Raw genomic sequence first — 22,456 nt, forward strand, 5'->3', positions numbered from 1 at the left:
TCTCCTGCTACTCCGTTTTTTCTTCAGATGCAGCTGCTTCAGTGACCTGCTCAACTTCCTGCACATCCGTCTCATTAAACTCCTGCCCAGGAGTTTCTGTCCCGTCATATGAGGAAAATTCCTGAAGCTCAGCCTCAGCTGCCTTAGCTTCGCTCTTGATGTCAATGCGGCAACCAGTGAGACGGGCTGCAAGGCTCACATTCTGTCCTCGTTTGCCGATTGCAAGCGACAGCTGATCCTCAGCCACAATAACTTCCAATGCACGGCTATCTTCATCCACAAAGACCTTGGAAACTTGCGCTGGTGAAAGGGCATTACACGCAAAACGTGCGATATCTTCTGACCACGGGATAATATCGATTTTTTCACCGCGCAGTTCGGAAACAACATTTTGCACCCTGGCTCCTCTCATGCCAACGCATGCGCCCACAGGATCCACATCGGAATCATTAGAGGAAACTGCAAGTTTGGCTCGGCTACCTGGATCACGCACCACAGCGTTAATTTCGACAATTCCTTCGGCAACTTCAGGCACCTCAGCCTCGAATAATTTTGCCAGCATACTTGGATGGGTACGTGACAGTATTATCTGTGGACCTTTGGTTGTCATGCGAATATCCGTGATAAGAGCCCTGATCCGGTCCCCGGGACGATATACTTCGCGAGGCATCTGTTCCTTGGAAGGAAGAACAGCTTCAGCACGTCCCAAGTCCACCAAGAGATCACCTTTTTCAAAGCGCCGTACCATACCGGTTATAATTTCCCACTGACGATCACTGTATTCGTTAAAGATCGTCTCACGCTCAGCCTCACGCACTTTCTGAATAATGACCTGCTTGGCTGTCTGCGCAGCAATTCGGGTAAAGCCGCTGGCGTCCAGTTTTTCTCCTAATGAATCTCCTATTTCAACATCAGGATCGACCTCGCGGGCTTCTTCTATATCTATTTCTTTATAGGAATCCACAACTTCCTCGACAACAGTCACAAACTCGAACAGTTCCACCTCACCTGTTTCGGGGTTGTAATGGGCCTCAAGGTCACGGGTATTGCGATACTTCTTATTGGCTGCGGTCAAAACCGCCTGTTCCATGGCCTCCAGGACCACCTGGCGGTCAATTCCCTTTTCCTTGACGATCTGCTCAATGGCATGTTTGAGACTGATGCTCGTTTCCACGGTTGCTCCTTGCTGACTATATAAATCAGATCAAAATTCGAAATCCAGGTTTGCCTTGGCAACCCGTTCCAACGGTATAGAGGCAGCCTGCCCCTCAGTAAGCTTCATAATTACATTTCCATCCTTCAAACCCTCGAGATGGCCGAGAAACGTCTTTCTCTTGTTTCCAGCATCGTCCTGAAAGGGTTCATAGGTGCGTATCTTTATCAAGCGGCCTTTAAAGCGCTCATAATCGGCTGCTGACTTAAGCGGGCGATCAAGTCCCGGAGATGAAACTTCAAGGCTATATTCACACGGGATGAAATCTTCGACATCAAGTACAGCTGACAGCTCACTACTGAAGACGGCACAGTCATCAAGAGTAACGCCTCCCTCTTTATCGATGAACAGACGAAGTATGGCATCCCTACCGCTCCGTTTGTATTCGATATCAACCAATTCCAGCCGAAGCGATTCAAGTATCGGCTGTGAAACCAGCCGTACACGTTCGCATATGTCTTCACGCTGAAGAGCCATAAAAAAACCTTTTTAGACAACAAAAAAGTGAGCCTTTCGAGCTCACTTTCCAGGTGAACAATAATTTTAAAAAAATTACCATGGTAAACAGTCGATTGCAAGCGTTTTTTCAGTTCTGGCGCGGATTACTTGATACAGACCCTACGCACCTCATGGATATCCGTCAGGGTTTGAAAAATCTTCAAAATACCATCCTGCTTCAATGTAGTCATCCCATCCAGAACAGCCTGTTCATGAATACGATCCGTATCAGCCCGTTTCTTGATAAGGCTTTTCTGCTGCGGTGTGCAATCGAGGATTTCATGGATTCCGAGGCGCCCACGATAACCGCTCTGACCACACCGTTCGCATCCAACTGCTCTGGCCATGACCAAATCAGAACTCACCAAACCGGTATTCTGGAAACATTCTCTGCCATACTCGTCAATGATCTCATCCAGCTCAGAGGAGTCAGGTTGATAGATTTCTTTGCAATGCGTGCAGAGACGACGAGCCAGACGCTGAGCAAGCACACAGACAAGGGAATCTGAAAAGCTGTAGGGATCAAGTCCCATTTCCAGAAGCCGGGTCAACGTTTCCGGAGCGGAGTTTGTATGCAGCGTGGAAAAGACAAGATGCCCCGTTAGAGACGCTTCGACCGCGGTGGTGGCTGTCTCCTCATCACGCATTTCACCGACCATGATTACATCAGGGTCCAGACGGAGAAAAGAACGCAATGCTGTGGCAAACGTGAAACCAATCCGTGGATTGATCTGCACCTGCCGTAATCCAGCCTGTGTAATTTCAACCGGATCTTCAGCGGTCCATATTTTGCGTTGGGTAGTATTAATCTGAGCAAGACCGGAATGAAGGGTGGTTGTTTTTCCTGAGCCAGTAGGACCAACAACCAATACCAGCCCATAAGGACTCGCAAGAGCTTTTCTGAAAATCTTCAAATTACGCTCTGTCAGTCCCAGATCATCGAAAGACAAAGGATCGCCGCTTGCAAGCACCCTGATTACAACATCCTCCAACCCACCTACAGTCGGCATGGTTGCAACTCGCAATTCAGTATTCAGCGGACCGAACTTCTTAAAATCTATCTTGCCATCCTGAGGCTTACGGCGTTCAGCTATATCCAGATCAGCCATGATTTTAATTCTTGAAGGTATTGCGAATTTGTACTTATAAGGAATGCGCTGATAGATTGAACACTGCCCGTCAATTCGGGTACGGACCACAACATCTTTTTTGCCTGGATATGGTTCTATGTGAATATCTGAAGCCTTATCTATGCAGGCATCATAAATGATCTTGTTAACCAGCTTAACAATGACACTATCTTTCTCAGTGACTTTTTTGGTCTCTTCCTCAACTTCCGGCTCATCCGTGACAGAAGTTTTACTTAAGAGTTCAATGATGCTGTCAGGAACAATATCAAGATTGACTTCATCCTGAGCGGTAACAGCATTTGCGATATTCACGTTATAGAGACGCTTGAGCACCTGATCAATATTGGATTCTGTAGCAATGGCAGAGATAATCTTCAAACGGATGCTATCTTCCAGTTCCCGGATTTCGTGCTGGCTGAGAGGGCGCGCCATTGCAAGAGTAAGAGTATTGCCAATTTTGAAAATAGGAGCTATCCGCTGTTTCTGGGCATACACGGCACTAATGTAGCTTGAAAGAGAAACATCGATGTCAGCAGCATCAATTTGAATGTAGGGAAGATCATATTGGTTCGCAAGTGCCTTAGAAAGTTGCGCTTCGTCAACATAACGTAATTTTAATAGAGTTTTTTCTAGTGAAAGGCCGTTCTGTTTGCTTATCTCTCGGGCATGGGAAAGTTTCTGCTTATCAATATAATTGCCATAAAGAAGGATATCGACCAGCTTACGGCGTTTGTTTTTTTGATCAAGGATAAAACTCAAGTCACTTTCGGTCAGAAATCCCAGCTTGCGAAGCAACTGGCCGAGGGTCTGGTCCTGAAAAACTTTCTGTAACTCAAGAGCTTCAGTCAGCTGTTCTGGAGTAATCAGTTGCTGCTCTATTAAAAGTTCACCAATTTTTTTTGAGCTCATATTTCTCTCAGACAGCAAAGGATCGGAAAAGATTCAGTAGAAAACCACAACAACATTACAACAATCATTTGTGCTCGTGCACCTGATAACCGTTTTCTCTTAGCATGTCACGGACAACCTGGTTCAATTCTAAATCCGTAAGGAAAAGAGAACCACCGGGAATATCATCACCTTCCATTTTGAAACCAGAAACCTGTAAGGAATAATTCAAATCTTTCCGTGATAAAAGAGCGTTTTGGACAAAGCTGCCACGTATATTCATACGCGAAAGAATTTTTTCAGAGATTTTTCGAAAGTTATCCTGAGCTTCAAGGATTACCACTTGATATCCCTTTGTTTCAAGGATACGAAACAGAGTATATGTTACCGGGTCACCATCAAAACGGGTAATGACATAGCGTCGACCGCCTCGTTCAAAATAACGTTCAGCCAGTACAGAAAGGGAAATACCATTATTATCCGCTGCAAAGACATCCAGTGTTCGATCAACATGATTGTTTATCGACAGAGCCTGAAGAAGTGCATCAACAACATCAGACTGTTTCTTTGCCGTCACCTGATGAACCTGTAACCTGGATGCAGATGAACTGAATGTTTTCGAAACTGCAAAAGGTTCGTGAACAGTAAAACCTTCTTTTTTAAGAAAGTGCGTCAGGCTGTCGGGTAAAGGACTTTCTGAGCTATTAATCAAAGCAACATCTTGCCGAACCAGACTTTCCGGCGTTTTTTCCACCTTGAAATCTGCTTTTACAGTCAACTTCGGATCACCCCCGAACACTACACTGAAATCTTCTTCCACCGAATAAAACTTTGCCGACTTCAGCATATCGGCCAGAAATTGTCTGTTGTCGGATGAACCGGAAACGATACGCACAGTCGGATCTTTTTCAGTAATTAATGAGCGAACCAATGGCGGGATAGAAGCAGTGGGATCCACTACTATTTTGGCACCGTCCATAGAGGCATAAACAGGGTATCGTCTCGAATCCAGCGTCAGTGAGAAAGAAGGAGATTGGACTGAAATGGGACTTTGAAGATCCGTTCCACTCGGCACCAATTTATCCCACACTTCCTTGATTTGAACCGCTGCTTCCCGGCCCACAGGTGCAGAGGGAACATCGAGTCTCAAAGCCTGACCGAGGCTGCCACTACCTTCCTCAGTGCGCAACCCTTCATTTTCCTCACCAGGCTGGACATTAGGCAGAACCTTATCCACAGAGCGTCTCACATCGGGTATGGTTATTTTCTGCCCAATCCTCAGCCGCTTGATGTCATGGATATTGTTTTCACGACAGACTTCATCAATGAAGGCTTCGGCCTGATCGTTACTTAATCCGTAGTCACGCATAAGGATTTTGAAAAGATGATCACCAGGCTTGATCGTATAGACGGTGCCATTTTTTCCGCTAGATTTCGAGAAGTGATGTACCTTGCGCTTAGCAGCTTTCTTGATTGTCCTTGTAGCTGTAGAAGCACCTAAAGCTTGAGGGTCAAGCTCGAATTGAGGATCCATTGCCGCCTCCGCCAAACAGCCCCCCCCCAAAAAAACAGCAATCAGAAAAACAACAATTTTTTCAGTTCTATAGCAACATGATCTCATTACAGCTCCGCAAGAAGTCTTGACAAGTGACTTTAGAGTTTAATCAAGTGAAACAACAAAAGCCACTATTGCATCGGATGTTTTTTTTCGGTAAACGATCAGTTCAGCTTTATTGCCAACCGTGCCATGCTGAACCAGATATCCCTGATATCCCTGTTTACGTTCCCTTTGTCCGAGGGTGTAGGTATTGGTACCAGCTAACTCTTGAAGTACTGATTCCAGAAATGTCTTATCAATTGTCTTTCCCTTGCCAGCCATAATCTGAACCGCTTTAATACGGTCACCCGTCCGGAAAATTCGTACTTCGCGGGAGGGATCAACAAATCGTTCCCATCCTGGTTTTCTCGTCGTATATGTCGTGTCCTTAGTCTTTTGGGATACAAATGAAGGCAAACCCGCACCACCTGCGGGAGCTGGTTTGGAAACAGCAGTGTCAGCCCGGGGAATTGCTACCGGTGAAGCAGCTGTTTTGTCTTGGAGTGGTCTGACACCAGTAACAACAGGTTGGGGTACTTTTTTTTGTATAAATTTCAAGTTACCCGGTTTGGTCGAGAGTAGGAACCAGCCAGCCGCTCCTAATACGCAGACTGCACCCACAGCCATCGCCGTATTACGCCATAAACTGGATTGAGAGCGATAATTTGCTTCAAATGCCAGCAACAGTTCCTCAGGAATAGGATCATTTACTGGTGTAGGCTTCCCACTGACGTTAAAGTTTGCAGGGGAAACCGGAGCATTCGGAGATGAGGGACGGGACGATATCGAAGATTTCTCGCCTTGTGAGGCTGTTGCAGCAGGAATAAGGGGTGCCTTAAGCTGAACTGGTTGTGCCGTAGAAGTGGTGACATTCGACCCGCCAGGATCAGAACCGGAAGTGGTGGATGTGACAGGCTTTTGTTTGGGAGAACCCGAGGAAGCGGGCCTGGCCTGAGTAAGTCCCGTGTCTTTCATCTTAACATCTGCCACCTCAGGAGCTTTGGCCGGGGATGACGTGGGCTCTATAGCTGACAGATCAACTCTTCGTGTAGCTTCAATCAGCATGGCAGCCATTTCATCTGTGGTGGAAGTGACGAGAGCTTCAGATTTATCAACCTGCTCGGATTCAGCCATTTCCGGTAATTTTTCAGGACCATTCATATCGGAAATGAGGTCATCCACCATTTTATTGGCGACTTCACGTTCTTTTGACAAAACGCTGACAGATGCAGCCACGGTTTCGGCATCCATTTTTGGAAGAACAAATACTTTCTTCCATTGCTCACCAAGGATAGTTTTGAGGGCAGAAAGAATTTCTTCAGCCAACTGTTTCTCAGAATGAGCCAGATCAATGCATTGTTCGAAAAGCGCTTTTCCATCCGCCTTCACATCCCCTTCATGAAGCAGGATAAATTTAGGTGCCTCTTTTCCTAGCAACATCTGGATGTGACGGACAACATTTTCCCCTGCAACATCACAAATATGATCCTGAATGACAACTGCGGCAGGACGTTTTTCCAGTACTTCTTTAAGTCCGAGATCAAAGTCATCTACAACATCAACTTTTGCCTTCAGCTGTGGCTGCAAAATATTTTTGAGCTTTCCTATTTTAGGGTTACACGATATGAAGAGCAGATTGAGCATGAATCACCTTCAGCGAGATTTTAGATTATTGACATAGCTTGGAGAGGCTTGTCAATGTCCGTAGGAAGATTGTGTTTGGACAACATTAATTAGATAGAGTCAAAAGCAGCATGAACAATGGAAATCTGTTCTTGTGCATGCAGACTGTGAGAACCTGTAGCCGGAGCACATCCCTCCGGACGGCTGACATGTCTTATGACATTACAGCAATCCGACAATTTTTGACGAAGATACGGCAATGGCCCCATATTTTCCGGTTCTTCCTGTACCCACACAACGGAGGCATCGGAAGGCAATCGCTGCAGAAATTCCTGAAGCAGATCTTTGCGAAACGGATATAGTTGCTCTATTCTGATAATGGCAACATCATGCGCCTGGCGCTTATCACGCTCCTCCAGCAACTCATAGAAAATCTTTCCGCTGCAGATTAAAATTCGCCGCACACCTGCCGGGTCATCTGCATCCATGATCACCTCGGAGAAATGTCCGCCGCAGAAATTATCAAGGCTTGAGATGCAGCGTGGATGCCTCAATAGACTTTTGGGGGTAAACACTATCAGTGGCTTGCGAAAAGACTGTTTTACTTGGCGGCGCAGGAGGTGAAACATCTGACTGGGAGTGGAGGGGGTGGCAACAAGCATGTTCTCCCGGGCACAGAGTTGCAGATAACGTTCGATCCGAGCACTGGAATGTTCCGCCCCCTGGCCTTCGTATCCGTGAGGCAACAGCAGTACCAATCCGCTTGCCCGCTTCCATTTACTTTCACCACTGGAAATAAACTGGTCAATGATTACCTGCGCACCATTTGCAAAATCACCGAACTGAGCCTCCCACAGTACCAGTCCTTGTGGACTTTCCAGCGAATAACCATACTCGAACCCAGTCACAGCGAACTCCGAAAGCAAACTGTCCCAAGCTTGAAAACTGGCGATTCCTGTGGAAACAGCGGTCAGTGGTGCATAGGTATTTTCACTGTTCACGTCATGCAGGACCGCGTGACGGTGATTAAAGGTTCCTCTTCGTGAATCCTGCCCTGAGATCCGCACCGAGATTCCTTCCTCCAGCAATGTGGCATAGGCCAAAGTTTCGGCAGTCCCCCAATCAATAGCTTGTTCTTTTACCACTGCATCATGCCGTTTTTGCAGCAACGTGCTGATCTTGGGGTGCAGAGAAAAATCGGGAGGTATCACTGCCAGTCTATCTGCCAGAAGATGCAGTTTTTCAGCAGTTACGCTCGTCTCCACGCGCATCGGTAAATATTCTCGCTCAATTTGGCTCCAATTATCCAGATAACCACCATCTTCTGCCTGTGGTGGTTTTACATAGGAGGTTTCCAACCGATCGTTTACCTTTGTTTCGATTCCACGCACCACATCAGAAGGAATTCCCTCCTCAACAAGCATCTCAGCATAGATTCTGCTGGCAGGCGGTCGATCAACAATCTGGCGATACACCAGCGGCTGAGTGAAAGCCGGCTCATCCCCCTCGTTATGCCCACGCCGGCGATAGCAGATTAACTCCACCACCACATCCCGGTTAAATGTCTGACGGTATTCAAGAGCCAGCTGCATGACATGCACAGCAGCCTCGGGTGCTTCGCCTTGCACATGAAAAATGGGACATGCTAACATTTTGGCAACATCGGTAGCGTAGTGAGTCGAACGAGCATCCTTGGGAAGAGTGGTGAAGCCAATCTGGTTGTTAAGTACGATGTGGAGGGTCCCGCCAGTGCCATATCCTTCCAATTGGGACATATTCAAGATTTCCATGACACTACCCTGCCCCGCAAAGGCTGCTTCGCCATGAACCAGTACCGGAAGAACCTGTAACATCCCATGAGAGCCAATTCTGTCCTGAATGGCGCGGCACTTGCCTTCAACCACAGAATTAACAGCTTCAAGATGGCTGGGATTGGCGGCCAGAGTCAAATGTACCGTATGATCACCCAAAAGCATATCTTTGGAATAACCACGATGATACTTGACATCGCCATCGCCTGGCAAACCGACCGAATCGGTGTCCCGAAATTCTGCAAAAATATTCTCGTAAGGCTTGCCGAAGATATGAGTCAGTACATTCAAGCGTCCGCGGTGGGACATCCCCATCACCACATGTTCGATTCCATGGCCAGGACACCACTGCACCACTGTATCAAGTGCAGGAATAAGTACTTCACCACCCTCAAGAGAAAAACGTTTCTGGCCTGCAAACCGTCGATGCAGGAATGATTCGAACAGTGTGGCCTCCTGAAGTTTTTCCAGGATATGAAGTCTGTTCGCTACAGAGAAGGTGGCGCGGTTATTGGACGGCTCCATCCGATCAATCAGCCACTGCCGTTCATCCGGATCCTGAATGTGCATGAACTCAACACCGATTTCCCGACAGTAGGTTTCGTGGAGGGTAGAGACAATTTCACGCAATGTGGCAGTTGGGTTCATGAAGCGGCGGGTGGCAAATACACTTTCCATATCGGATTCATTCAGACCAAAAGCCTCTAGAGACAGCAAGGGATGGCTCAGCAGGCAAGGGGAAAGGGGATCGATACAGGCCAGTAAATGACCTATATCTCGATAGCGATATATGAGGGATTGTACGGCAGAATGCTTCAGCGCCTGCTCTTGGAGTAACGATTCTGAACATTCGACTGATTCAGCAAGGTGGAACCCACAAAAAAAAGCCTGCCAATCCGGAGAAACAGATGCCGGATCTTTACACCATTCATTGTAGAGAGACTCAATCCAGTCACCGGAAAGGTTGGCAATAAATGCACTATCTATGGGTGTACTCATGGAAGACCTGCCATAGCGTATTTAACTGATTTCCGTCCGGAGTTCCGGATGGAAACTAACTAACGAGACTATCACAACTAGAGTTTACTCTGAAAAAAAATATGGGCAGCAGGCAAGATGACCAGGCAGCGGCACAGGCATTGTTCGACATGTTGACATTCCTTCGCCCTCTTCTATGCTTTTATAAACACCAACCATATAAAGGGAGGTCTGACATGACAGAAAAACTGAAAACAAAGACTATGATCTGATCAGCGTCATCTACAATGCCTCACAAGCTACAGAAACCTGTAGCCAATACATCAAGGATGCTGAAAAAGAAAGGGATCAGGAGGTAAAACAGTTTTTCAATGAAGTAATGGAAACCAACTCCAACCTGGTCCAGCGCGGCAAGCAACTGCTGAAAAACCGTCTGCAATAGAGATAGTAATGTAGTAGCAGACTCTACTTGCAGATAAAAAAAAGGGCTTACAGATTTATTTCTGTAAGCCCTTGTTTTTTATGGCTGGGGTACCAGGATTCGAACCTAGAGTGACGGAGTCAGAGTCCGTTGCCTTACCATTTGGCGATACCCCAATAAAGTGAACCGGTTTTATAGCAAATCATGCTGATATTCGTCAAGCTCTTTTAGACCAACGCCGCAGCGGCGCCCGCTTCCATGGCTTTTATATTTGCCGGTATCAGCCGATGATTACGTTCTGGAAGCGCTTTTTTAAGCGCCTCTCCCATAGAGGCGAGCGACAGTGCGCCAGTTGCAGCACCATATGCGCCACAGGCGACCATATTGACCATGCGCACATCTCCCAGATCGAGGGCGATCTGGTTCATCGGAACCTTGATGATCCGGACATCTGGAAGGTCGAGAGTCGTACTGTCAACGAGGGTCGAATTAACAACACAGACACCACCAGGCTTTATTTTTGCGGCATATTTATCGAATGAAAGCTGGTTGAGAATCAGAGCGACCGAGGGATGACCCACAACGGGCGAACCGGTGTCGCCTTCGGCAAAAACTATCGTGCACATGGCTGAACCGCCACGCTTTTCTACACCGTAGGCAGGAAAGAACGAGACGTTGTTGCCTTCGTGGATAGCAGCGTAGGACAGCAGGTTGCCGGCAAGCAGAACTCCTTGGCCGCCGTAACCGGATATGAAAACATCATGACGCATGGGAGACTCCTGATCTACAGATTTGCAGTGTTGCGATACACGCCCAACGGGAAGTAAGGAACCATCTCATCTCCAACCCGTTGATTGGCTGCCAGCGGATTCATTCCCCAATTGGTGGGACACGCGGCCAGGACTTCAATGAACGCAAAGCCCTTTTTCTCCACCTGATAACGAAAAGCAGTCTTCATCAACTTCTTTGCCTGCATGACATTTTTGGGGCTATTCACTGCCACCCGGGCAGAAAAACCGACTCCTTCCAGCTGAGCCAATAGTTCTGCCATGCGAATGGGGTAACCATCCTTGCTATGATCTCGGCCATAGGGGGAGGTGGATGTTTTCTGCCCGACCATTGTGGTGGGCGCCATTTGTCCTCCGGTCATGCCGTAGGTCGTGTTGTTGACGAAAATGACGGTAATGTCTTCACCACGGTTGGCAGCATGTATGATCTCCGCAGTGCCAATAGCAGCCAGGTCACCATCACCCTGATAGCTGAACACGATTCTGTCGGGGCGGGCACGTTTGGCACCCGTAGCAACAGCCGGGGCCCGGCCATGGGGCGCTTCGATCACATCGACATCAAAATAGCCGTACAGAAATACCGAGCAGCCCACGGAAGCCACTCCGATCGTCTCCCCACGCACTCCGAATTCATCCATGGCCTCGGCCGCCAACCGGTGAACACTGCCGTGATGGCAGCCGGGGCAAAAATGGGTTTGAATGTCTTTCAGGCTCTCGGGCCTACTGAATACCTGTTTCATTATAAAACCTCGAAATGGGGACCAGGGACGAGGGATTGGAGACTAAATCTTACCAACAGCCTCAATTTACCCCGATCCTGAATCAACGTCTGTAGTTTTTGGCAATCTGCTCGAACAATTCTTCCGGGGTGGGCAGGGAGCCGGCTCCCGGAGGGCGGCCATAGAAATCAACCTCAGTATCACGTGCCACGGAGAGGCGCACATCATCCACCATCTGGCCTGTACTGAGCTCAATGTCCAGGAAGCGTTTACAACGTGTGGACAGATCGGCGTAGGCTTTAGACGGAAACGGAAACAGTGTAATGGGGCGCAACAGGCCCACCTGCATACCCTCGGCACGCGCCATAGCAACGGCTGTACGTGCGATACGGGCCACGGAACCGAAAGCGGTTACAATAAGAGTTGCATCGTCAGTCTGCAGCTCTTCCCAGCGACACTCTGCATCAGCCAGTTCCTGATAGCGTGCATGCATCTTCCAGTGATGTGCCTCCATCTCACCATCTCCCAGTTTGAGAGATTTGACCACCTGTTGCAGTTGCCCCTCCCCTCTTCCACGAACCGCCCAATCCTTGGCGGGGAGTGTGGCGACAGGGCGTGGATTTGCAACCAGGGATTCCTTCATCTGCCCGATCACAGAGTCTGCCAGAACCATGGCTGGGATGCGGTATATATCAGACAGGTCAAAGGCCAGCATGGTAAGGTCGTACATCTCCTGCACCGAAGCCGGGGCAAGCACGATAATGCGGTAACCGCCATGTCCGCCGCCACGGGTAGCCTGCCAGTAATCTGCCTGGGAAGCATCGATACCGCCAAGCCCGGGACCCTGGCGCATGATATCGACAATCACGCCAGGCAGTTCCGAACCGGCCATATAGGAAATACCCTCCTGCTTCAAGGAAATGCCCGGACCCGATGAAGAGGTCATGCAGCGCACTCCGGTGGCCGAAGCCCCCAGCAACATGTTGATCGCGCCAATTTCGCTTTCAGCCTGAATGAACTCACCACCCAGGCGAGGCAGCTCACGAGAGAGGTACTCGGGAATATCGCTTTGTGGGGTAATTGGATACCCGAAATAATAGCGGCAGCCCGCCTCGACCGAGGCCATGGCAACTGCTTCGTTCCCTTTGACAAAAAGTTTCGTAGACAATCCCGCCTCCATCTGAATACTCATTTCTATTTAGTTTCCATCCGGAAACTCCGGATGAGAAACTATTGGTTTCCGATTCGGAAAAGAGAGATTTTTTGTCCTGGCAAGGAAATCGAGGGATTGCGCGGAGGCGTACATCGGTACGCCGCACAAGTAAGTCCGAAGATTGACGCCGCCAGGGCGAAAAAGAACCCTTTCCGGACGAAAACTATTTAAACACAGTAATGGCCACGTCCGGACACATCTCCGCGCACAATGTGCAGCCGGTGCATTGCGATGCATCGGAAAACACAGCAACTGTAAATCCCATGCTGTTGGGTGAATCACTCAACGCGACCAGCTTTTTGGGGCAGGCGATGGTACACAATCCACACCCCTTGCAGCGAGCTTCATCTATCACGATATGCGGCATAAATGGCCATTCCTTGTCGAAAATTTAAAGAGGTGTTTATATCAGGTTCATCTTTTCAGGTCAACACGCGGAGGGCTATTCCCAGAAAATGCCGGTGGGATCCTTCGTAACTTCATCTACCAGCTTTTCTAGTACATCCCTGTTTCTTCCGGTGGGATAAGGTTGTCGCCTGTTTTTCCTGTCATACCAGTACAGGGTCCAGGTGCAGGCTGTTGGTGAAAATTCGAACTGTGCCACTTTGATATGGTTCCACACCCCAGGATCCACAAAAAAAGGCCTCGATTCCACCAGTGTCACTTTGTTGCCGCTGACCGCATATTTCAGTTCAACATTCTCCCCTTTATAAAGGGTGATCCTGTGACTGCACAGCCGCTTCAGCAATGTGTTAACGCTCTCTCTCTCGTTGTCAGGCAATGCCATCTCTTCTCACAATCAGCACCGTTCGGTGATGGAATTCACATCTTTTCCCTGACACTGTTAACTTTATCTTCCATTGTCTGATACCGATCAGTCCTGGTTCCCAGCTTGATGGTCGTAGTTATGCGTGGACTGCCCATTTCGTGCAAAGCCTGATGACACCGCTTAATCGCAGCAAATACCTCATCCCAGTTCCCTTCGATATTGGTCCCATATGAATGCAGCGCGACTTTAAGGCCAGCATCAATGAGAATTTTTTCGCATGCTGCTATATATGGAGACAAGGAAATCCCCACACCTAGGGGAACTATGCATAAATCAACAAGAACCTTCATCTGAACAACTCCTTCTGATATGTTATTGTGTCTCATTAAAGCAGCAACACGCCGTAAAACACTACATCACCACAAAACACACTCAAGATCAACCATTTCCAAAAAATGAAAAAGCCCACCGTACGATGTCGTACACTGGGCTTGATAACCACCTCCACAATCTTCAGAAAAACAGCCAGTTTTTACGTAATCTGTTCAGGCCTGTCGAAAGAAACCGCAAAAGCATCTTCCATGTCCGTGGTATAGCAGGAAAACTGAAGACCTATTTGGGTGGAATGATGTCGGGATACGTTGCACCTGATTTCCCGCAGACAGTGATTGATGGTATCAAATAGTTTGATGGTGCATGAATCACCCAAATCAAGGGCATCACCCAGAGAATCGTAGCAGTTGATCATAGCGCCCGATGGAGAAATATCCTCCAGAAAGCAGACTGTACTTCTTCCATTATGACTCAAGACCAATTTCTCGTAACTCTTGATCCTTTCACCCTGTCTGCGCGAACAGCTCATGTGAACCTCCTGTGGTGCCTGAACTAACCGCTATCTCCAGTGCTGCCGTCTCAGGCAATTATCCCACACTGCGGTGCAAAGGCAAGGCTCACTGGCCCATCAACAGCACACTCACCCTACCCTTTGCCCATTAGACCGCGAATGGCGGCCGGCAGATCTGACGGCAAAATTACCAGTTTCGCATTCGGGGATGTGGCAATCTTCTGCAAGGTATTGATGTAGCGATCCCCCAGCAGGAACACAGCCGGAAGATCTTTGTCCTGAATCGCTTCGCTGATATCTCCAATAGCCTTGGCTGAAGCCTCCGCTAGCCTGATCTGCGCCTCTGCCTCACGCTTGGCAGCCTCCAGCCTTCCCTCAGCCTCACGGATAGTGGCTTCGCGCTTACCTTCCGCTTCCAGAATGGTGGCCTGTTTGAACCGATCTGCGCTGGCCTGCTGCTCCATGGCCCGCTGCATTGATTCCGATGGCTTGATATCCTGAATTTCAACGGACTGTACGTAGATACCCCAGGCAGCAACCTCCTTGGAGATATTGTCCTGCAATTTGGCCTTGATGTGCTCTCGCTCGGAAAGGGCGCTATTCAGGTCCATCTGCCCAATGATGGCACGCAGCGATGTCATGACCAAGTTCTGGATGGCATACTCGTAGTTCTGGATTTCATACACCGCACGGGTCGGATCGGTGACTTTGATGAAGGCGATGGCGTTGGTGATGATCACGGCATTATCCTTGGTGATCACCTCCTGTGCGCCAACGGACAGCACATCCCCCTTGGTGGAAACGCGATAGGCAACAACATCGATGTACGGAATGATGAAATTAAGTCCCGGCTTCAGGGTTGAGTGATACTTCCCCAGTCGTTCGACAATCCATTCCTGACCCTGGGGCACTGTCTTAACCCCGGCAAAAAGAGTTGCGGCAACAACAACCAATAAAACACCAAAAATTATTATTCCCGGCATATGCCTCCTCCTGTGGACCTCATCATATTTTTACAACCTTGAGCATCTGCCCCTCAATATCAACAACACGTACAGAATCCCCCACCTGCAATATCTGCTCGGAATAGCAGCTCCACTCATCTGCCCCCAGCACCGAGATGCGAAATCTAACAGTACCCTTTCCGTAACTGTCGTCCGTACCACGGATGATGATACCTGTTTCGCCGACAATCCCCTCCTTGGACATTCCGGCATGAGTTCTGTTTTTTTCAGGCCGGAGATATTTGAACCACATCAGGGTAAAAACTATGGAAGCCACACTCCACAGAAGAATCTGCCCCGCAACAGGGAAGCCTGACCAGACCAACACAAGCACACCAACCACCAAAGCACCCATGCCGAACCAGATAATCGTAAACGAAGGCACAATCAGCTCCAGACCGATTAGACAGAAACCGGCGATAATCCAGTACCACCATTCCAATTGCATAGGATTCCCCTCACGATTTCAAGCTTTGAAGCGCCACAAAGAGTACGAGAACAGCCCTTCATACCAGTAGTATGTAGCTTGCAGTCGCGAGTGTAGCATACGCCTTACAACTTCAAAAAGTTTTACTTGCAAAACATCATGGATTCGCGGCAGTATTCTTAATTAAAGGAGGGAAGACAATGGACACAGTCAGCATAGCAGGAGCGGCACAGTTGATGAAAACTGCCCAGACGCAGCAGGTACTTTCAACCACCTTGATGAAACAGGCCGCTGAACAGCAGAACCAGATAGTGAACATACTGGCCCAGAATGCACAGCAAACCCCGCAACCAGCAGCCGACAGCAATTACAACTTCTCCACCTACGCCTGAATCTGTTAAAGCGAGCAAAACGAAAGCCGGCCTCATCTTTGAGGGCGGCTTTTTTGTTGCCAACACTAGAAGCCTGTCGAACTTAGGGTAAATCTACTACTACGACTTCCTAAGTCCGACAGACGCTTAGCTGATTCAATTACAGCACTTTCTGTTCTTTCATCGTTTTAACCATCCTGCCGATAAACGACTTGATCATCTTCTCATCAGAACCTCTGATCTCAGTCTCGGACGATGCTGACCAGATCAGTCTGTTATCACCAGCAGCATAGAGATTGGTTTCCATGAGAGCATATTCGTCCTCATCCACATAGCCTGGAGTATAGACCATCTGAGAACCATATCCATAATAGTCCGGCCAAGTTCCATAGTAGGCAGGATAATGGTCCCGCCATGCCCCATAGTAAAATGAACTGGGTGTATGGGTCATGGTTCCCGGCACATAAGTTCTGACTGTCTTCCTGTTTCCAAACCGTGTGATCAAAACAGCATCAGCACCCGATTCCTTGACCTTTGCGGCAATAAGTTTCTCATTGCCCTGTTTCTGATCCGGAATAATGGGATAGCTGGCGATGGCATTGATGTCCGCTTCCCTGAGCCGCCTGACAAACTCATCTTCAAAAACCCTCCTGTTGCTGGGCTTTTTCGCTACTCCCACCACCATAATCTTGCGTGGTGGCCCCTGATAAGACTGGTCTTTCCAGTGAGAAGTTATTGTTGTCGAGCTGCAGCCCCCTGAAAAGAGAGCCACTACCAGTCCTGAAATTACTGTCGCAAGCAGAGATCTGTTCATGGTGTTTCTCCAAATCGCATAGTGGCATCCGCCGAAGAGTAAATTTGTATCACTGCCGAACCGACTTGATCACTTCCGGACCGGCGATGGAGCTGACTGTGGCAATATCCACATCAGGCTCAACACTTAACAGGCTGAGAGCACCTATAAGCACTCCGAAACGGTCTGATCTGAGATGATTATCCAGATCCGCCCTTGTTCTCCACGCCTCCCGAAAGCAGAATTTGCTTTCGTCTTCTACATCAGAGTAATAATTGCAGCGTATGCAGCCTCGTTGTCGGCGGATCGGCCCAAGAATAACCTTGACAGTCTGAAGCACCTCCTTGCGCTTTTCAGGCGGTACGTTCATGGTAATAGTGACGTCAAGCATGGTCCTTCTCCTTGCACTGATAAAGCAGTTACTCTCAACTTTGATGGTAAGGATTCGCGCGAAAACAGCCCGGTTTAAAGCCGGGCTGCTTTCTCTGCCGTTTCCAGCATCCTACCGTGGTGAACCAGGAGTCATTTCAGCCTGAGTCCGTTGGATTGCAGCCTGAACCGGACGAATTACCTCTTTCAGCTTGTTTCCCTCCTCTTTGGCTCTCTGGACAACCGGAGTGATAGCCTCAACTCCCTTGGGAGTCATGTCCGTGGAAAGATACTTTTGAATTTCTTTAATATCCTTCACATATGCATCCAGTGCTCCCCTCATCCCCACACTGGAAGCAGAAATCTGGGAATATGTCTCACGCAACTCAGTGCGCCGCTGCTCGCTGAGCGCCTGAATCTGAGGATTGGTATAACGATTTTCCTGCTTGTCCCATTCCTCAAAATAATTATTGCCACGGGATTTCATCTGCTCTGTATGCCTGTCGAGGCGTTTGGCAGTTTTATCCATTTTAGCGACATTTGCAGAATATTTCTTGAAGCTTTCAGTGATGTTAGGTTGCCCGGGATTGACAAGATCATCCAGTGATGCATTGGTTGCATCTACCTGCATGGCGGCCTGGTCAATGTCGGTTTGTACATCCCGCATGCTGGTAGTTGTTTTTGCCGCCCGGTCCGCACCGGTTGTTGCGCATCCGCTCATGATCGAGAGTGAGCCGGCGATGCAGGCCATTGCCAGGAAAAGAGGTAGTTTCTTGAAGTTCATAGTGATTTCCTTTCTGGATGTGAGATAGACGGAAAACTCCGGTCACAAGAAATTTTACAACTTACGTGCCACGGTTCTGATGCCGCTTTAAGTCACTTAAACTGCAGACTAATCTGTAAAAAATGTTATGCGGGAAACTAAATTCTGTCAGCGAAGTCCATCACATGCAACAGAACTGCGACATGTGATGGTCCCGAGGAAACCGGGTTGACGATATTTTTGTCATCCAGAACTCGATAAGCTCAAAGCCCTGTGGTAAAAGGATATCATCAGCAGTCGGCTTAAAAGGTATCGTGAGAGGGAAAATGGCTAAGAAGCTTTTCATAGCCGCCATGGATAAAAACAGCGGCAAAACCACCACCTGTATCAGCTTGATGCATCTTGCCCTGAAGAAATACCGGCGGGTAGGCTACATCAAACCTTTTGGCGGCCAGACCCTGACCTTCCGAAGGAAACTGGTTGACAAGGATGCTGCACTGATGGCCCAGGTCTTCGAACTGACCGGAGATATCGAGATGATATCACCAGTAGTTATCCGTCCTGAGACAACTCGACAGGTTATTGACGGGAAAATATCACCCGCCGCTCTTCAAGAGCGGATTCAACTGGCTTTTGAGACTCTTCAACAAGAGTGTGATTTTATCATTATCGAAGGATCGGGACATCCTGGTGTCGGCTCAGTGATGCAACTGTCGAATGCCCGCATCGCCAGACTACTGGATGCACCGCTGCTGTTGGTAACAGGAGGCGGTCTGGGAAGCGTGATTGACAGACTCTCGATGATTCTTGCATTCTTCGAGAAAGAACAGGTCGATGTGCGCGCCATACTCGTAAACATGCTGCTTGCAGATAAACGAGAGCAGACCCTCGATTATTTGAGACGCGCCCTCAAGAATGAAGGCTTTCACGTCATTGGCGGGTTTGACTACCATCCATTGCTGGCAAACCCGACCCTGCGCCGGATTTCGACCCTGCTTGGACTGCCCCTGCAGGGTAACAAGCGAGAGCTGCAAAGGATCATCTACAAGGTGCTTGTGGGAGCAGCATCAACCCAGCGTGTAATGGAACTGCTTACTGAGCCCTCCTTGATACTGGTCACCAGCAGCCGGGATGAGTTGCTGGTAACTCTGGCCCACCTCTACAAGATGCCGGAATATCGCTCGCTGGTTGTTGGCCTGATCATCTCCGGCTCCACCCCTGTCAGCCCGATCACCCAACAGATTCTGGATCGCAGCAAAATCCCCTACATGCGCAGCGTGCACAAGGTCAGCACAGAGCTGTACCAGATTATCAGCAAAGACACACCCAAGCTGATTCCGGAGGACCGGGAAAAACTTGATCTTATCCGGACACTGGCTGAGCAGGAAATTGATTTTGACGCTATTGATGAACTGTTTGCCCCAAATGAATTGCAGAACAAAGGAAAGAGAGGTTGACATGTCAGGTACGAATCCGATGCATTGCGTGGTAGTGGGAGGGCTTATCAGAAACAGCGAAGATAAGGTCCTGCTTATAAAACATCACAAAAGAGGATGGGAAATTCCCCAAGGCAGGCTGGAAGAAGGAGAAACTCTGATCGATGCGCTGCATCGCGAAGTCCTTGAAGAAGCTGGTGTCGAGATTGAGGCAGGCTCTCTGGCAGCTGTCTGGTCCATGATTACGCCCCCCTCTGCTCTTGTTTTCACCTTTCTGGGCACCTACAAAAGCGGTGATTTAACCCCCTGCGAGGGAGACAGCACAGAAGCCTGCTGGGCGTCGGAAAGCGATGCTTTGGAGATGGTAACCGGCACAGTCATGAGGGAACGACTCAGAGCGCTGCTGGACTATGACGGCACCCTCATGTATCGGGCATACACAATAAAACCCTACCAGCTTCAGCTCGAACAGAATTTTTGTTCAATCTGAAGTGCAGCACCGGGGAACGTTTCCGAAAACCTTGTTTCACGCAGCGGCGCAGAGTTTCGCAGAGAAAGACATACAAATTCTTGGTTTCATCCAACCCCTCTGGTTTAGATTCTCTCTGTGTTCTCTGCGCCTTGCCTAGAGGCACCTACTTCCGGCTACGCAAATCGATTCTAAAAAAACGGGCCACTCTAGCCAAAGAGCGGCCCATTTTCATCACAGACTGTTGTACCTGCTTCAGCTCCTACACCGCAGCTGAGCTCAGCTTCCTGCCGCAGAAGATATCCAGCGCGGTCACTCCAGCCACAGCGGCTGCGGCCACAGCGGCATTTTTCCTGTAGTGAGATTTAGCTTTGCGCGCCTGCCCCAAAGTTGCCAAATCAGCCACATCTCCCACCACTCGAGCCCATACCCAAGGCCCCTTGTTTTTCCGCGACAGCAGCCCTATTCCAGTGGCTACCTCACGCAGGCCATACAATTGAACCAGTTTGGTTCTTTTCTTCATACCCAGCGCCTTGGCCAGTTTTCCAGGCGCCACCAATTCGGTCACTCCCAGCCCGATGCTGAACACTCCCAGGCCTAGTGCCAGATTACGTACGTTCATGGTCTGTTCCTCCCGGTGAAATGAGTGTTACTGCTTCCGTGTGTACTGCTCCTTAAAGTATAACAGGCCTGGAAGATCAGTCACTGAGTCAACACGAATGCGAGAGGTCTAGGGCGACCGGCCGGACTCCCCTACCCGGAGACTTTATCTATTCTGCTTCCCGCGGATATATCACCAGGTGCCGACCAGGCTCGCGCCCTTCGCTCATGGAGAGAAAACCATGGCCGGAGATGATGCGGTGCTGCATTTTGCGCAACAGCGGCGGACGCGGAGACAGTTTAACCTCCACCCCTTCGCTGCTCACTTTGGCAATAGCGGCATTGATTTCCTCCACCAGTCCGGCAGCTTCATCTTCAGCCTCATCATCAAACAGGTGGAAGACCCGCTCAATCAGCCTGCGCATCTCATTGGCCGTGTTGCGCTTGATGAAATGAAGCTGGACATGGTTCCCTGCCACCAATTTCTTCAGTCGCTGATCATCGCTACGCGAGCGCAGCGCAATCACGATATCTGCCTGTTCCGGCCCTCCCACACTGCGGGCGTCCAGATGCAGACTGCGGATCACCCGTTCCAGCAGATCGCGGGAAAGCGCATAGGGATAGATTCGCAAAGGACCTTCCCGAACCGGCTCTCTTTCCGGTATTGACGCCTGAGGGGGAACAAATGAGGCTGAAGATTGCGCCTCGATTTCACGCACATGGATCTGACCATTGGCAGCCTGTTCGCGGTGTTCGCCAGGCATCGAAAAACCACGCAAAATCGCATCCACCGCCGCTGCAGTATCTCGATGCACGATCAACTCGTTCCGATCGACCATCTCCACCAATATCTCGAATGTCGGAGGTGAGCGCCGCTCGCTGACCGTCTTGGTGGTTCGACGGCGACGGGCCTCTTCGTCACTGAGAGTCACCACCTGCACACCACCCACCAGATCGGAAAGAGTCGGGTTCTTGATCAGGTTTTCCAAGGCACTGCCGTGGGCTGTACCAATCAGCTGCACCCCGCGCTCGGCGATGGTCCGGGCTGCTGTCGCCTCGGCTTCGGTGCCGATTTCGTCAATAACAATTGCCTCGGGCATGTGATTTTCCACTGCCTCGATCATCACCGCATGCTGGCGTTCCGGGCGAGGCACCTGCATGCGTCGGCCCGAGCCGATACCCGGATGGGGAATGTCACCATCACCGGCAATTTCGTTGGAAGTATCGATGACAATTACCCGCTTTTTGAGATCATCCGCCAGCACTCGAGCCATCTCCCGCAGCTTGGTGGTCTTGCCGACACCGGGACGTCCCAGGATCAGGATGCTCTGACCGCTTTCCACCAGATCGCGCAACAGTTCAATCCCGCCAAAGATTGCCCTGCCGACCCGCAAAGTCAGACCAATGATCTGTCCCTTGCGATTCCTGATGCCGGAGATACGGTGCAAGGTGCGCTCGATCCCGGCACGATTATCATCACCGAACTCCCCGACCAGGGCGGTTACGTGTGACAGGTCCTGCTGGCTGACCGGCCTTTCGGAAAGACACAACACCTGGTCCAGAAAACGCGCCTCCGGCAGACGTCCCAGGTCCATGACCACTTCGATCAGATTTTCCAATGGCAATGATCGCAGGCCAGCCTGCAACTGCGCCGGCAGGGTCGCGACCAGCAGCATGGTATCGTCCTGTTCTTTGATACTCTGTTTATGGCCGTTTTTCATCTCATCCCCTT

General features: G+C 49.5%; 23 protein-coding genes and 1 tRNA gene. 3 read left to right on the forward strand and 21 right to left on the reverse strand.

The genetic code is table 11. From position 1 onward, the window contains the following. Positions 1–7: 7 nt before the first annotated feature. The 16 genes from nusA to KJB30_RS04595 all read right to left on the reverse strand — a co-directional run bounded on the left by nusA (position 8) and on the right by KJB30_RS04595 (position 15,944). A complete protein-coding gene (nusA, locus tag KJB30_RS04520) occupies positions 8–1,174 on the reverse strand; it encodes a transcription termination factor NusA (RefSeq protein ID WP_214296742.1) in 1,167 nt (388 codons plus the stop codon). 30 nt (positions 1,175–1,204) lie between these two features. Continuing rightward, positions 1,205–1,690: a ribosome maturation factor RimP gene (gene rimP, locus KJB30_RS04525; RefSeq protein WP_214296743.1), complete on the reverse strand. Its 486-nt coding sequence runs from the start codon at positions 1,688–1,690 to the stop codon at positions 1,205–1,207. A gap of 125 nt (positions 1,691–1,815) precedes the next feature. Beyond that, positions 1,816–3,750: a GspE/PulE family protein gene (locus KJB30_RS04530; RefSeq protein WP_214296744.1), complete on the reverse strand. Its 1,935-nt coding sequence runs from the start codon at positions 3,748–3,750 to the stop codon at positions 1,816–1,818. A 64-nt stretch (positions 3,751–3,814) separates the two neighbouring features. After that, positions 3,815–5,263: a LysM peptidoglycan-binding domain-containing protein gene (locus tag KJB30_RS04535; RefSeq protein ID WP_214296745.1), complete on the reverse strand. Its 1,449-nt coding sequence runs from the start codon at positions 5,261–5,263 to the stop codon at positions 3,815–3,817. A gap of 126 nt (positions 5,264–5,389) precedes the next feature. Continuing rightward, positions 5,390–6,970 carry a hypothetical protein gene (locus KJB30_RS04540; RefSeq protein ID WP_214296746.1) on the reverse strand — a complete coding sequence of 527 codons (1,581 nt, stop codon included), beginning with the start codon at positions 6,968–6,970 and terminating at the stop codon, positions 5,390–5,392. A gap of 89 nt (positions 6,971–7,059) precedes the next feature. Further along, positions 7,060–9,759: a 2-oxoglutarate dehydrogenase E1 component gene (locus KJB30_RS04545; protein ID WP_214296747.1), complete on the reverse strand. Its 2,700-nt coding sequence runs from the start codon at positions 9,757–9,759 to the stop codon at positions 7,060–7,062. 502 nt (positions 9,760–10,261) lie between these two features. Continuing rightward, positions 10,262–10,335 (reverse strand) — tRNA-Gln (locus tag KJB30_RS04550). Between the two features lie 51 nt (positions 10,336–10,386). After that, entirely contained in the window at positions 10,387–10,929 is a 543-nt protein-coding gene (locus tag KJB30_RS04555) for a 2-oxoacid:ferredoxin oxidoreductase subunit gamma family protein (protein ID WP_214296748.1), read from the reverse strand. A 14-nt stretch (positions 10,930–10,943) separates the two neighbouring features. After that, on the reverse strand, positions 10,944–11,687 hold the full coding sequence (locus tag KJB30_RS04560) for a thiamine pyrophosphate-dependent enzyme (RefSeq protein WP_214296749.1): 744 nt from the start codon (positions 11,685–11,687) through the stop codon (positions 10,944–10,946). Positions 11,688–11,769: 82 nt separating this feature from the next. Continuing rightward, positions 11,770–12,846, reverse strand: coding sequence for a 3-methyl-2-oxobutanoate dehydrogenase subunit VorB (locus KJB30_RS04565; protein ID WP_496198526.1), 1,077 nt, complete (start codon positions 12,844–12,846; stop codon positions 11,770–11,772). A gap of 196 nt (positions 12,847–13,042) precedes the next feature. After that, a complete protein-coding gene (locus KJB30_RS04570) occupies positions 13,043–13,246 on the reverse strand; it encodes a 4Fe-4S dicluster domain-containing protein (RefSeq protein ID WP_214296751.1) in 204 nt (67 codons plus the stop codon). 75 nt (positions 13,247–13,321) lie between these two features. Beyond that, positions 13,322–13,666: a DUF3024 domain-containing protein gene (locus tag KJB30_RS04575; RefSeq protein WP_214296752.1), complete on the reverse strand. Its 345-nt coding sequence runs from the start codon at positions 13,664–13,666 to the stop codon at positions 13,322–13,324. A gap of 35 nt (positions 13,667–13,701) precedes the next feature. Continuing rightward, positions 13,702–13,998, reverse strand: a complete 297-nt coding sequence (locus tag KJB30_RS04580; RefSeq protein ID WP_214296753.1) for an MTH1187 family thiamine-binding protein — start codon at positions 13,996–13,998, stop codon at positions 13,702–13,704. Between the two features lie 182 nt (positions 13,999–14,180). Beyond that, complete coding sequence (locus tag KJB30_RS04585; protein ID WP_214296754.1) at positions 14,181–14,510, reverse strand: PilZ domain-containing protein; 330 nt, start codon at positions 14,508–14,510, stop codon at positions 14,181–14,183. Positions 14,511–14,626: 116 nt separating this feature from the next. Further along, positions 14,627–15,475: an SPFH domain-containing protein gene (locus KJB30_RS04590; RefSeq protein ID WP_214296755.1), complete on the reverse strand. Its 849-nt coding sequence runs from the start codon at positions 15,473–15,475 to the stop codon at positions 14,627–14,629. 22 nt (positions 15,476–15,497) lie between these two features. Next, entirely contained in the window at positions 15,498–15,944 is a 447-nt protein-coding gene (locus tag KJB30_RS04595) for an NfeD family protein (protein ID WP_214296756.1), read from the reverse strand. 179 nt (positions 15,945–16,123) lie between these two features. Here KJB30_RS04595 and KJB30_RS04600 point away from each other — a divergent pair, with 179 nt between their 5' ends. Beyond that, positions 16,124–16,315 carry a hypothetical protein gene (locus KJB30_RS04600; protein ID WP_214296757.1) on the forward strand — a complete coding sequence of 64 codons (192 nt, stop codon included), beginning with the start codon at positions 16,124–16,126 and terminating at the stop codon, positions 16,313–16,315. A gap of 139 nt (positions 16,316–16,454) precedes the next feature. Here the strand turns inward: KJB30_RS04600 and KJB30_RS04605 are convergent, their stop codons facing one another. From KJB30_RS04605 to KJB30_RS04615, 3 genes are all read right to left on the reverse strand, one after another. Next, positions 16,455–17,108, reverse strand: a complete 654-nt coding sequence (locus tag KJB30_RS04605) for a hypothetical protein (protein WP_214296758.1) — start codon at positions 17,106–17,108, stop codon at positions 16,455–16,457. A gap of 49 nt (positions 17,109–17,157) precedes the next feature. Further along, positions 17,158–17,478, reverse strand: coding sequence for a putative quinol monooxygenase (locus tag KJB30_RS04610; protein WP_214296759.1), 321 nt, complete (start codon positions 17,476–17,478; stop codon positions 17,158–17,160). A gap of 111 nt (positions 17,479–17,589) precedes the next feature. Continuing rightward, on the reverse strand, positions 17,590–18,240 hold the full coding sequence (locus tag KJB30_RS04615; protein WP_214296760.1) for a DUF2959 family protein: 651 nt from the start codon (positions 18,238–18,240) through the stop codon (positions 17,590–17,592). A 305-nt stretch (positions 18,241–18,545) separates the two neighbouring features. Between KJB30_RS04615 and KJB30_RS04620 the strand changes: the two genes are divergently transcribed. Continuing rightward, positions 18,546–19,676, forward strand: coding sequence for an AAA family ATPase (locus KJB30_RS04620; protein WP_214296761.1), 1,131 nt, complete (start codon positions 18,546–18,548; stop codon positions 19,674–19,676). 1 nt (position 19,677) lies between these two features. After that, positions 19,678–20,145, forward strand: a complete 468-nt coding sequence (locus KJB30_RS04625; protein WP_214296762.1) for an NUDIX hydrolase — start codon at positions 19,678–19,680, stop codon at positions 20,143–20,145. Between the two features lie 241 nt (positions 20,146–20,386). Here the strand turns inward: KJB30_RS04625 and KJB30_RS04630 are convergent, their stop codons facing one another. Then, positions 20,387–20,746 (reverse strand): hypothetical protein, encoded by a 360-nt coding sequence (locus KJB30_RS04630; RefSeq protein ID WP_214296763.1) that lies wholly within the window; start codon positions 20,744–20,746, stop codon positions 20,387–20,389. A 148-nt stretch (positions 20,747–20,894) separates the two neighbouring features. Next, positions 20,895–22,445: a R3H domain-containing nucleic acid-binding protein gene (locus KJB30_RS04635; protein ID WP_214296764.1), complete on the reverse strand. Its 1,551-nt coding sequence runs from the start codon at positions 22,443–22,445 to the stop codon at positions 20,895–20,897. Positions 22,446–22,456: the final 11 nt, after the last annotated feature.

This window comes from Pelotalea chapellei (assembly GCF_018531195.1).
GTDB classification, from domain to species: domain Bacteria; phylum Desulfobacterota; class Desulfuromonadia; order Geobacterales; family Pseudopelobacteraceae; genus Pelotalea; species Pelotalea chapellei.

What these genes read in the sequence shown, in the direction of transcription:
- KJB30_RS04605 (WP_214296758.1), bottom strand. Translation starts at nt 17,108, where the DNA reads ATGAACAGATCTCTGCTTGCGACAGTAATTTCAGGACTGGTAGTGGCT.
- KJB30_RS04635 (WP_214296764.1), bottom strand. Translation starts at nt 22,445, where the DNA reads ATGAAAAACGGCCATAAACAGAGTATCAAAGAACAGGACGATACCATG.
- KJB30_RS04610 (WP_214296759.1), bottom strand. Translation starts at nt 17,478, where the DNA reads ATGCTTGACGTCACTATTACCATGAACGTACCGCCTGAAAAGCGCAAG.
- KJB30_RS04580 (WP_214296753.1), bottom strand. Translation starts at nt 13,998, where the DNA reads ATGAAGGTTCTTGTTGATTTATGCATAGTTCCCCTAGGTGTGGGGATT.
- KJB30_RS04545 (WP_214296747.1), bottom strand. Translation starts at nt 9,759, where the DNA reads ATGAGTACACCCATAGATAGTGCATTTATTGCCAACCTTTCCGGTGAC.
- KJB30_RS04600 (WP_214296757.1), top strand. Translation starts at nt 16,124, where the DNA reads ATGGACACAGTCAGCATAGCAGGAGCGGCACAGTTGATGAAAACTGCC.
- rimP (WP_214296743.1), bottom strand. Translation starts at nt 1,690, where the DNA reads ATGGCTCTTCAGCGTGAAGACATATGCGAACGTGTACGGCTGGTTTCA.
- KJB30_RS04570 (WP_214296751.1), bottom strand. Translation starts at nt 13,246, where the DNA reads ATGCCGCATATCGTGATAGATGAAGCTCGCTGCAAGGGGTGTGGATTG.
- KJB30_RS04620 (WP_214296761.1), top strand. Translation starts at nt 18,546, where the DNA reads ATGGCTAAGAAGCTTTTCATAGCCGCCATGGATAAAAACAGCGGCAAA.
- KJB30_RS04555 (WP_214296748.1), bottom strand. Translation starts at nt 10,929, where the DNA reads ATGCGTCATGATGTTTTCATATCCGGTTACGGCGGCCAAGGAGTTCTG.
- KJB30_RS04540 (WP_214296746.1), bottom strand. Translation starts at nt 6,970, where the DNA reads ATGCTCAATCTGCTCTTCATATCGTGTAACCCTAAAATAGGAAAGCTC.
- KJB30_RS04625 (WP_214296762.1), top strand. Translation starts at nt 19,678, where the DNA reads ATGTCAGGTACGAATCCGATGCATTGCGTGGTAGTGGGAGGGCTTATC.
- KJB30_RS04530 (WP_214296744.1), bottom strand. Translation starts at nt 3,750, where the DNA reads ATGAGCTCAAAAAAAATTGGTGAACTTTTAATAGAGCAGCAACTGATT.
- KJB30_RS04585 (WP_214296754.1), bottom strand. Translation starts at nt 14,510, where the DNA reads ATGAGCTGTTCGCGCAGACAGGGTGAAAGGATCAAGAGTTACGAGAAA.
- KJB30_RS04590 (WP_214296755.1), bottom strand. Translation starts at nt 15,475, where the DNA reads ATGCCGGGAATAATAATTTTTGGTGTTTTATTGGTTGTTGTTGCCGCA.
- KJB30_RS04615 (WP_214296760.1), bottom strand. Translation starts at nt 18,240, where the DNA reads ATGAACTTCAAGAAACTACCTCTTTTCCTGGCAATGGCCTGCATCGCC.
- KJB30_RS04575 (WP_214296752.1), bottom strand. Translation starts at nt 13,666, where the DNA reads ATGGCATTGCCTGACAACGAGAGAGAGAGCGTTAACACATTGCTGAAG.
- KJB30_RS04565 (WP_496198526.1), bottom strand. Translation starts at nt 12,846, where the DNA reads ATGGAGGCGGGATTGTCTACGAAACTTTTTGTCAAAGGGAACGAAGCA.
- KJB30_RS04560 (WP_214296749.1), bottom strand. Translation starts at nt 11,687, where the DNA reads ATGAAACAGGTATTCAGTAGGCCCGAGAGCCTGAAAGACATTCAAACC.
- KJB30_RS04595 (WP_214296756.1), bottom strand. Translation starts at nt 15,944, where the DNA reads ATGCAATTGGAATGGTGGTACTGGATTATCGCCGGTTTCTGTCTAATC.
- KJB30_RS04535 (WP_214296745.1), bottom strand. Translation starts at nt 5,263, where the DNA reads ATGGATCCTCAATTCGAGCTTGACCCTCAAGCTTTAGGTGCTTCTACA.
- KJB30_RS04630 (WP_214296763.1), bottom strand. Translation starts at nt 20,746, where the DNA reads ATGAACGTACGTAATCTGGCACTAGGCCTGGGAGTGTTCAGCATCGGG.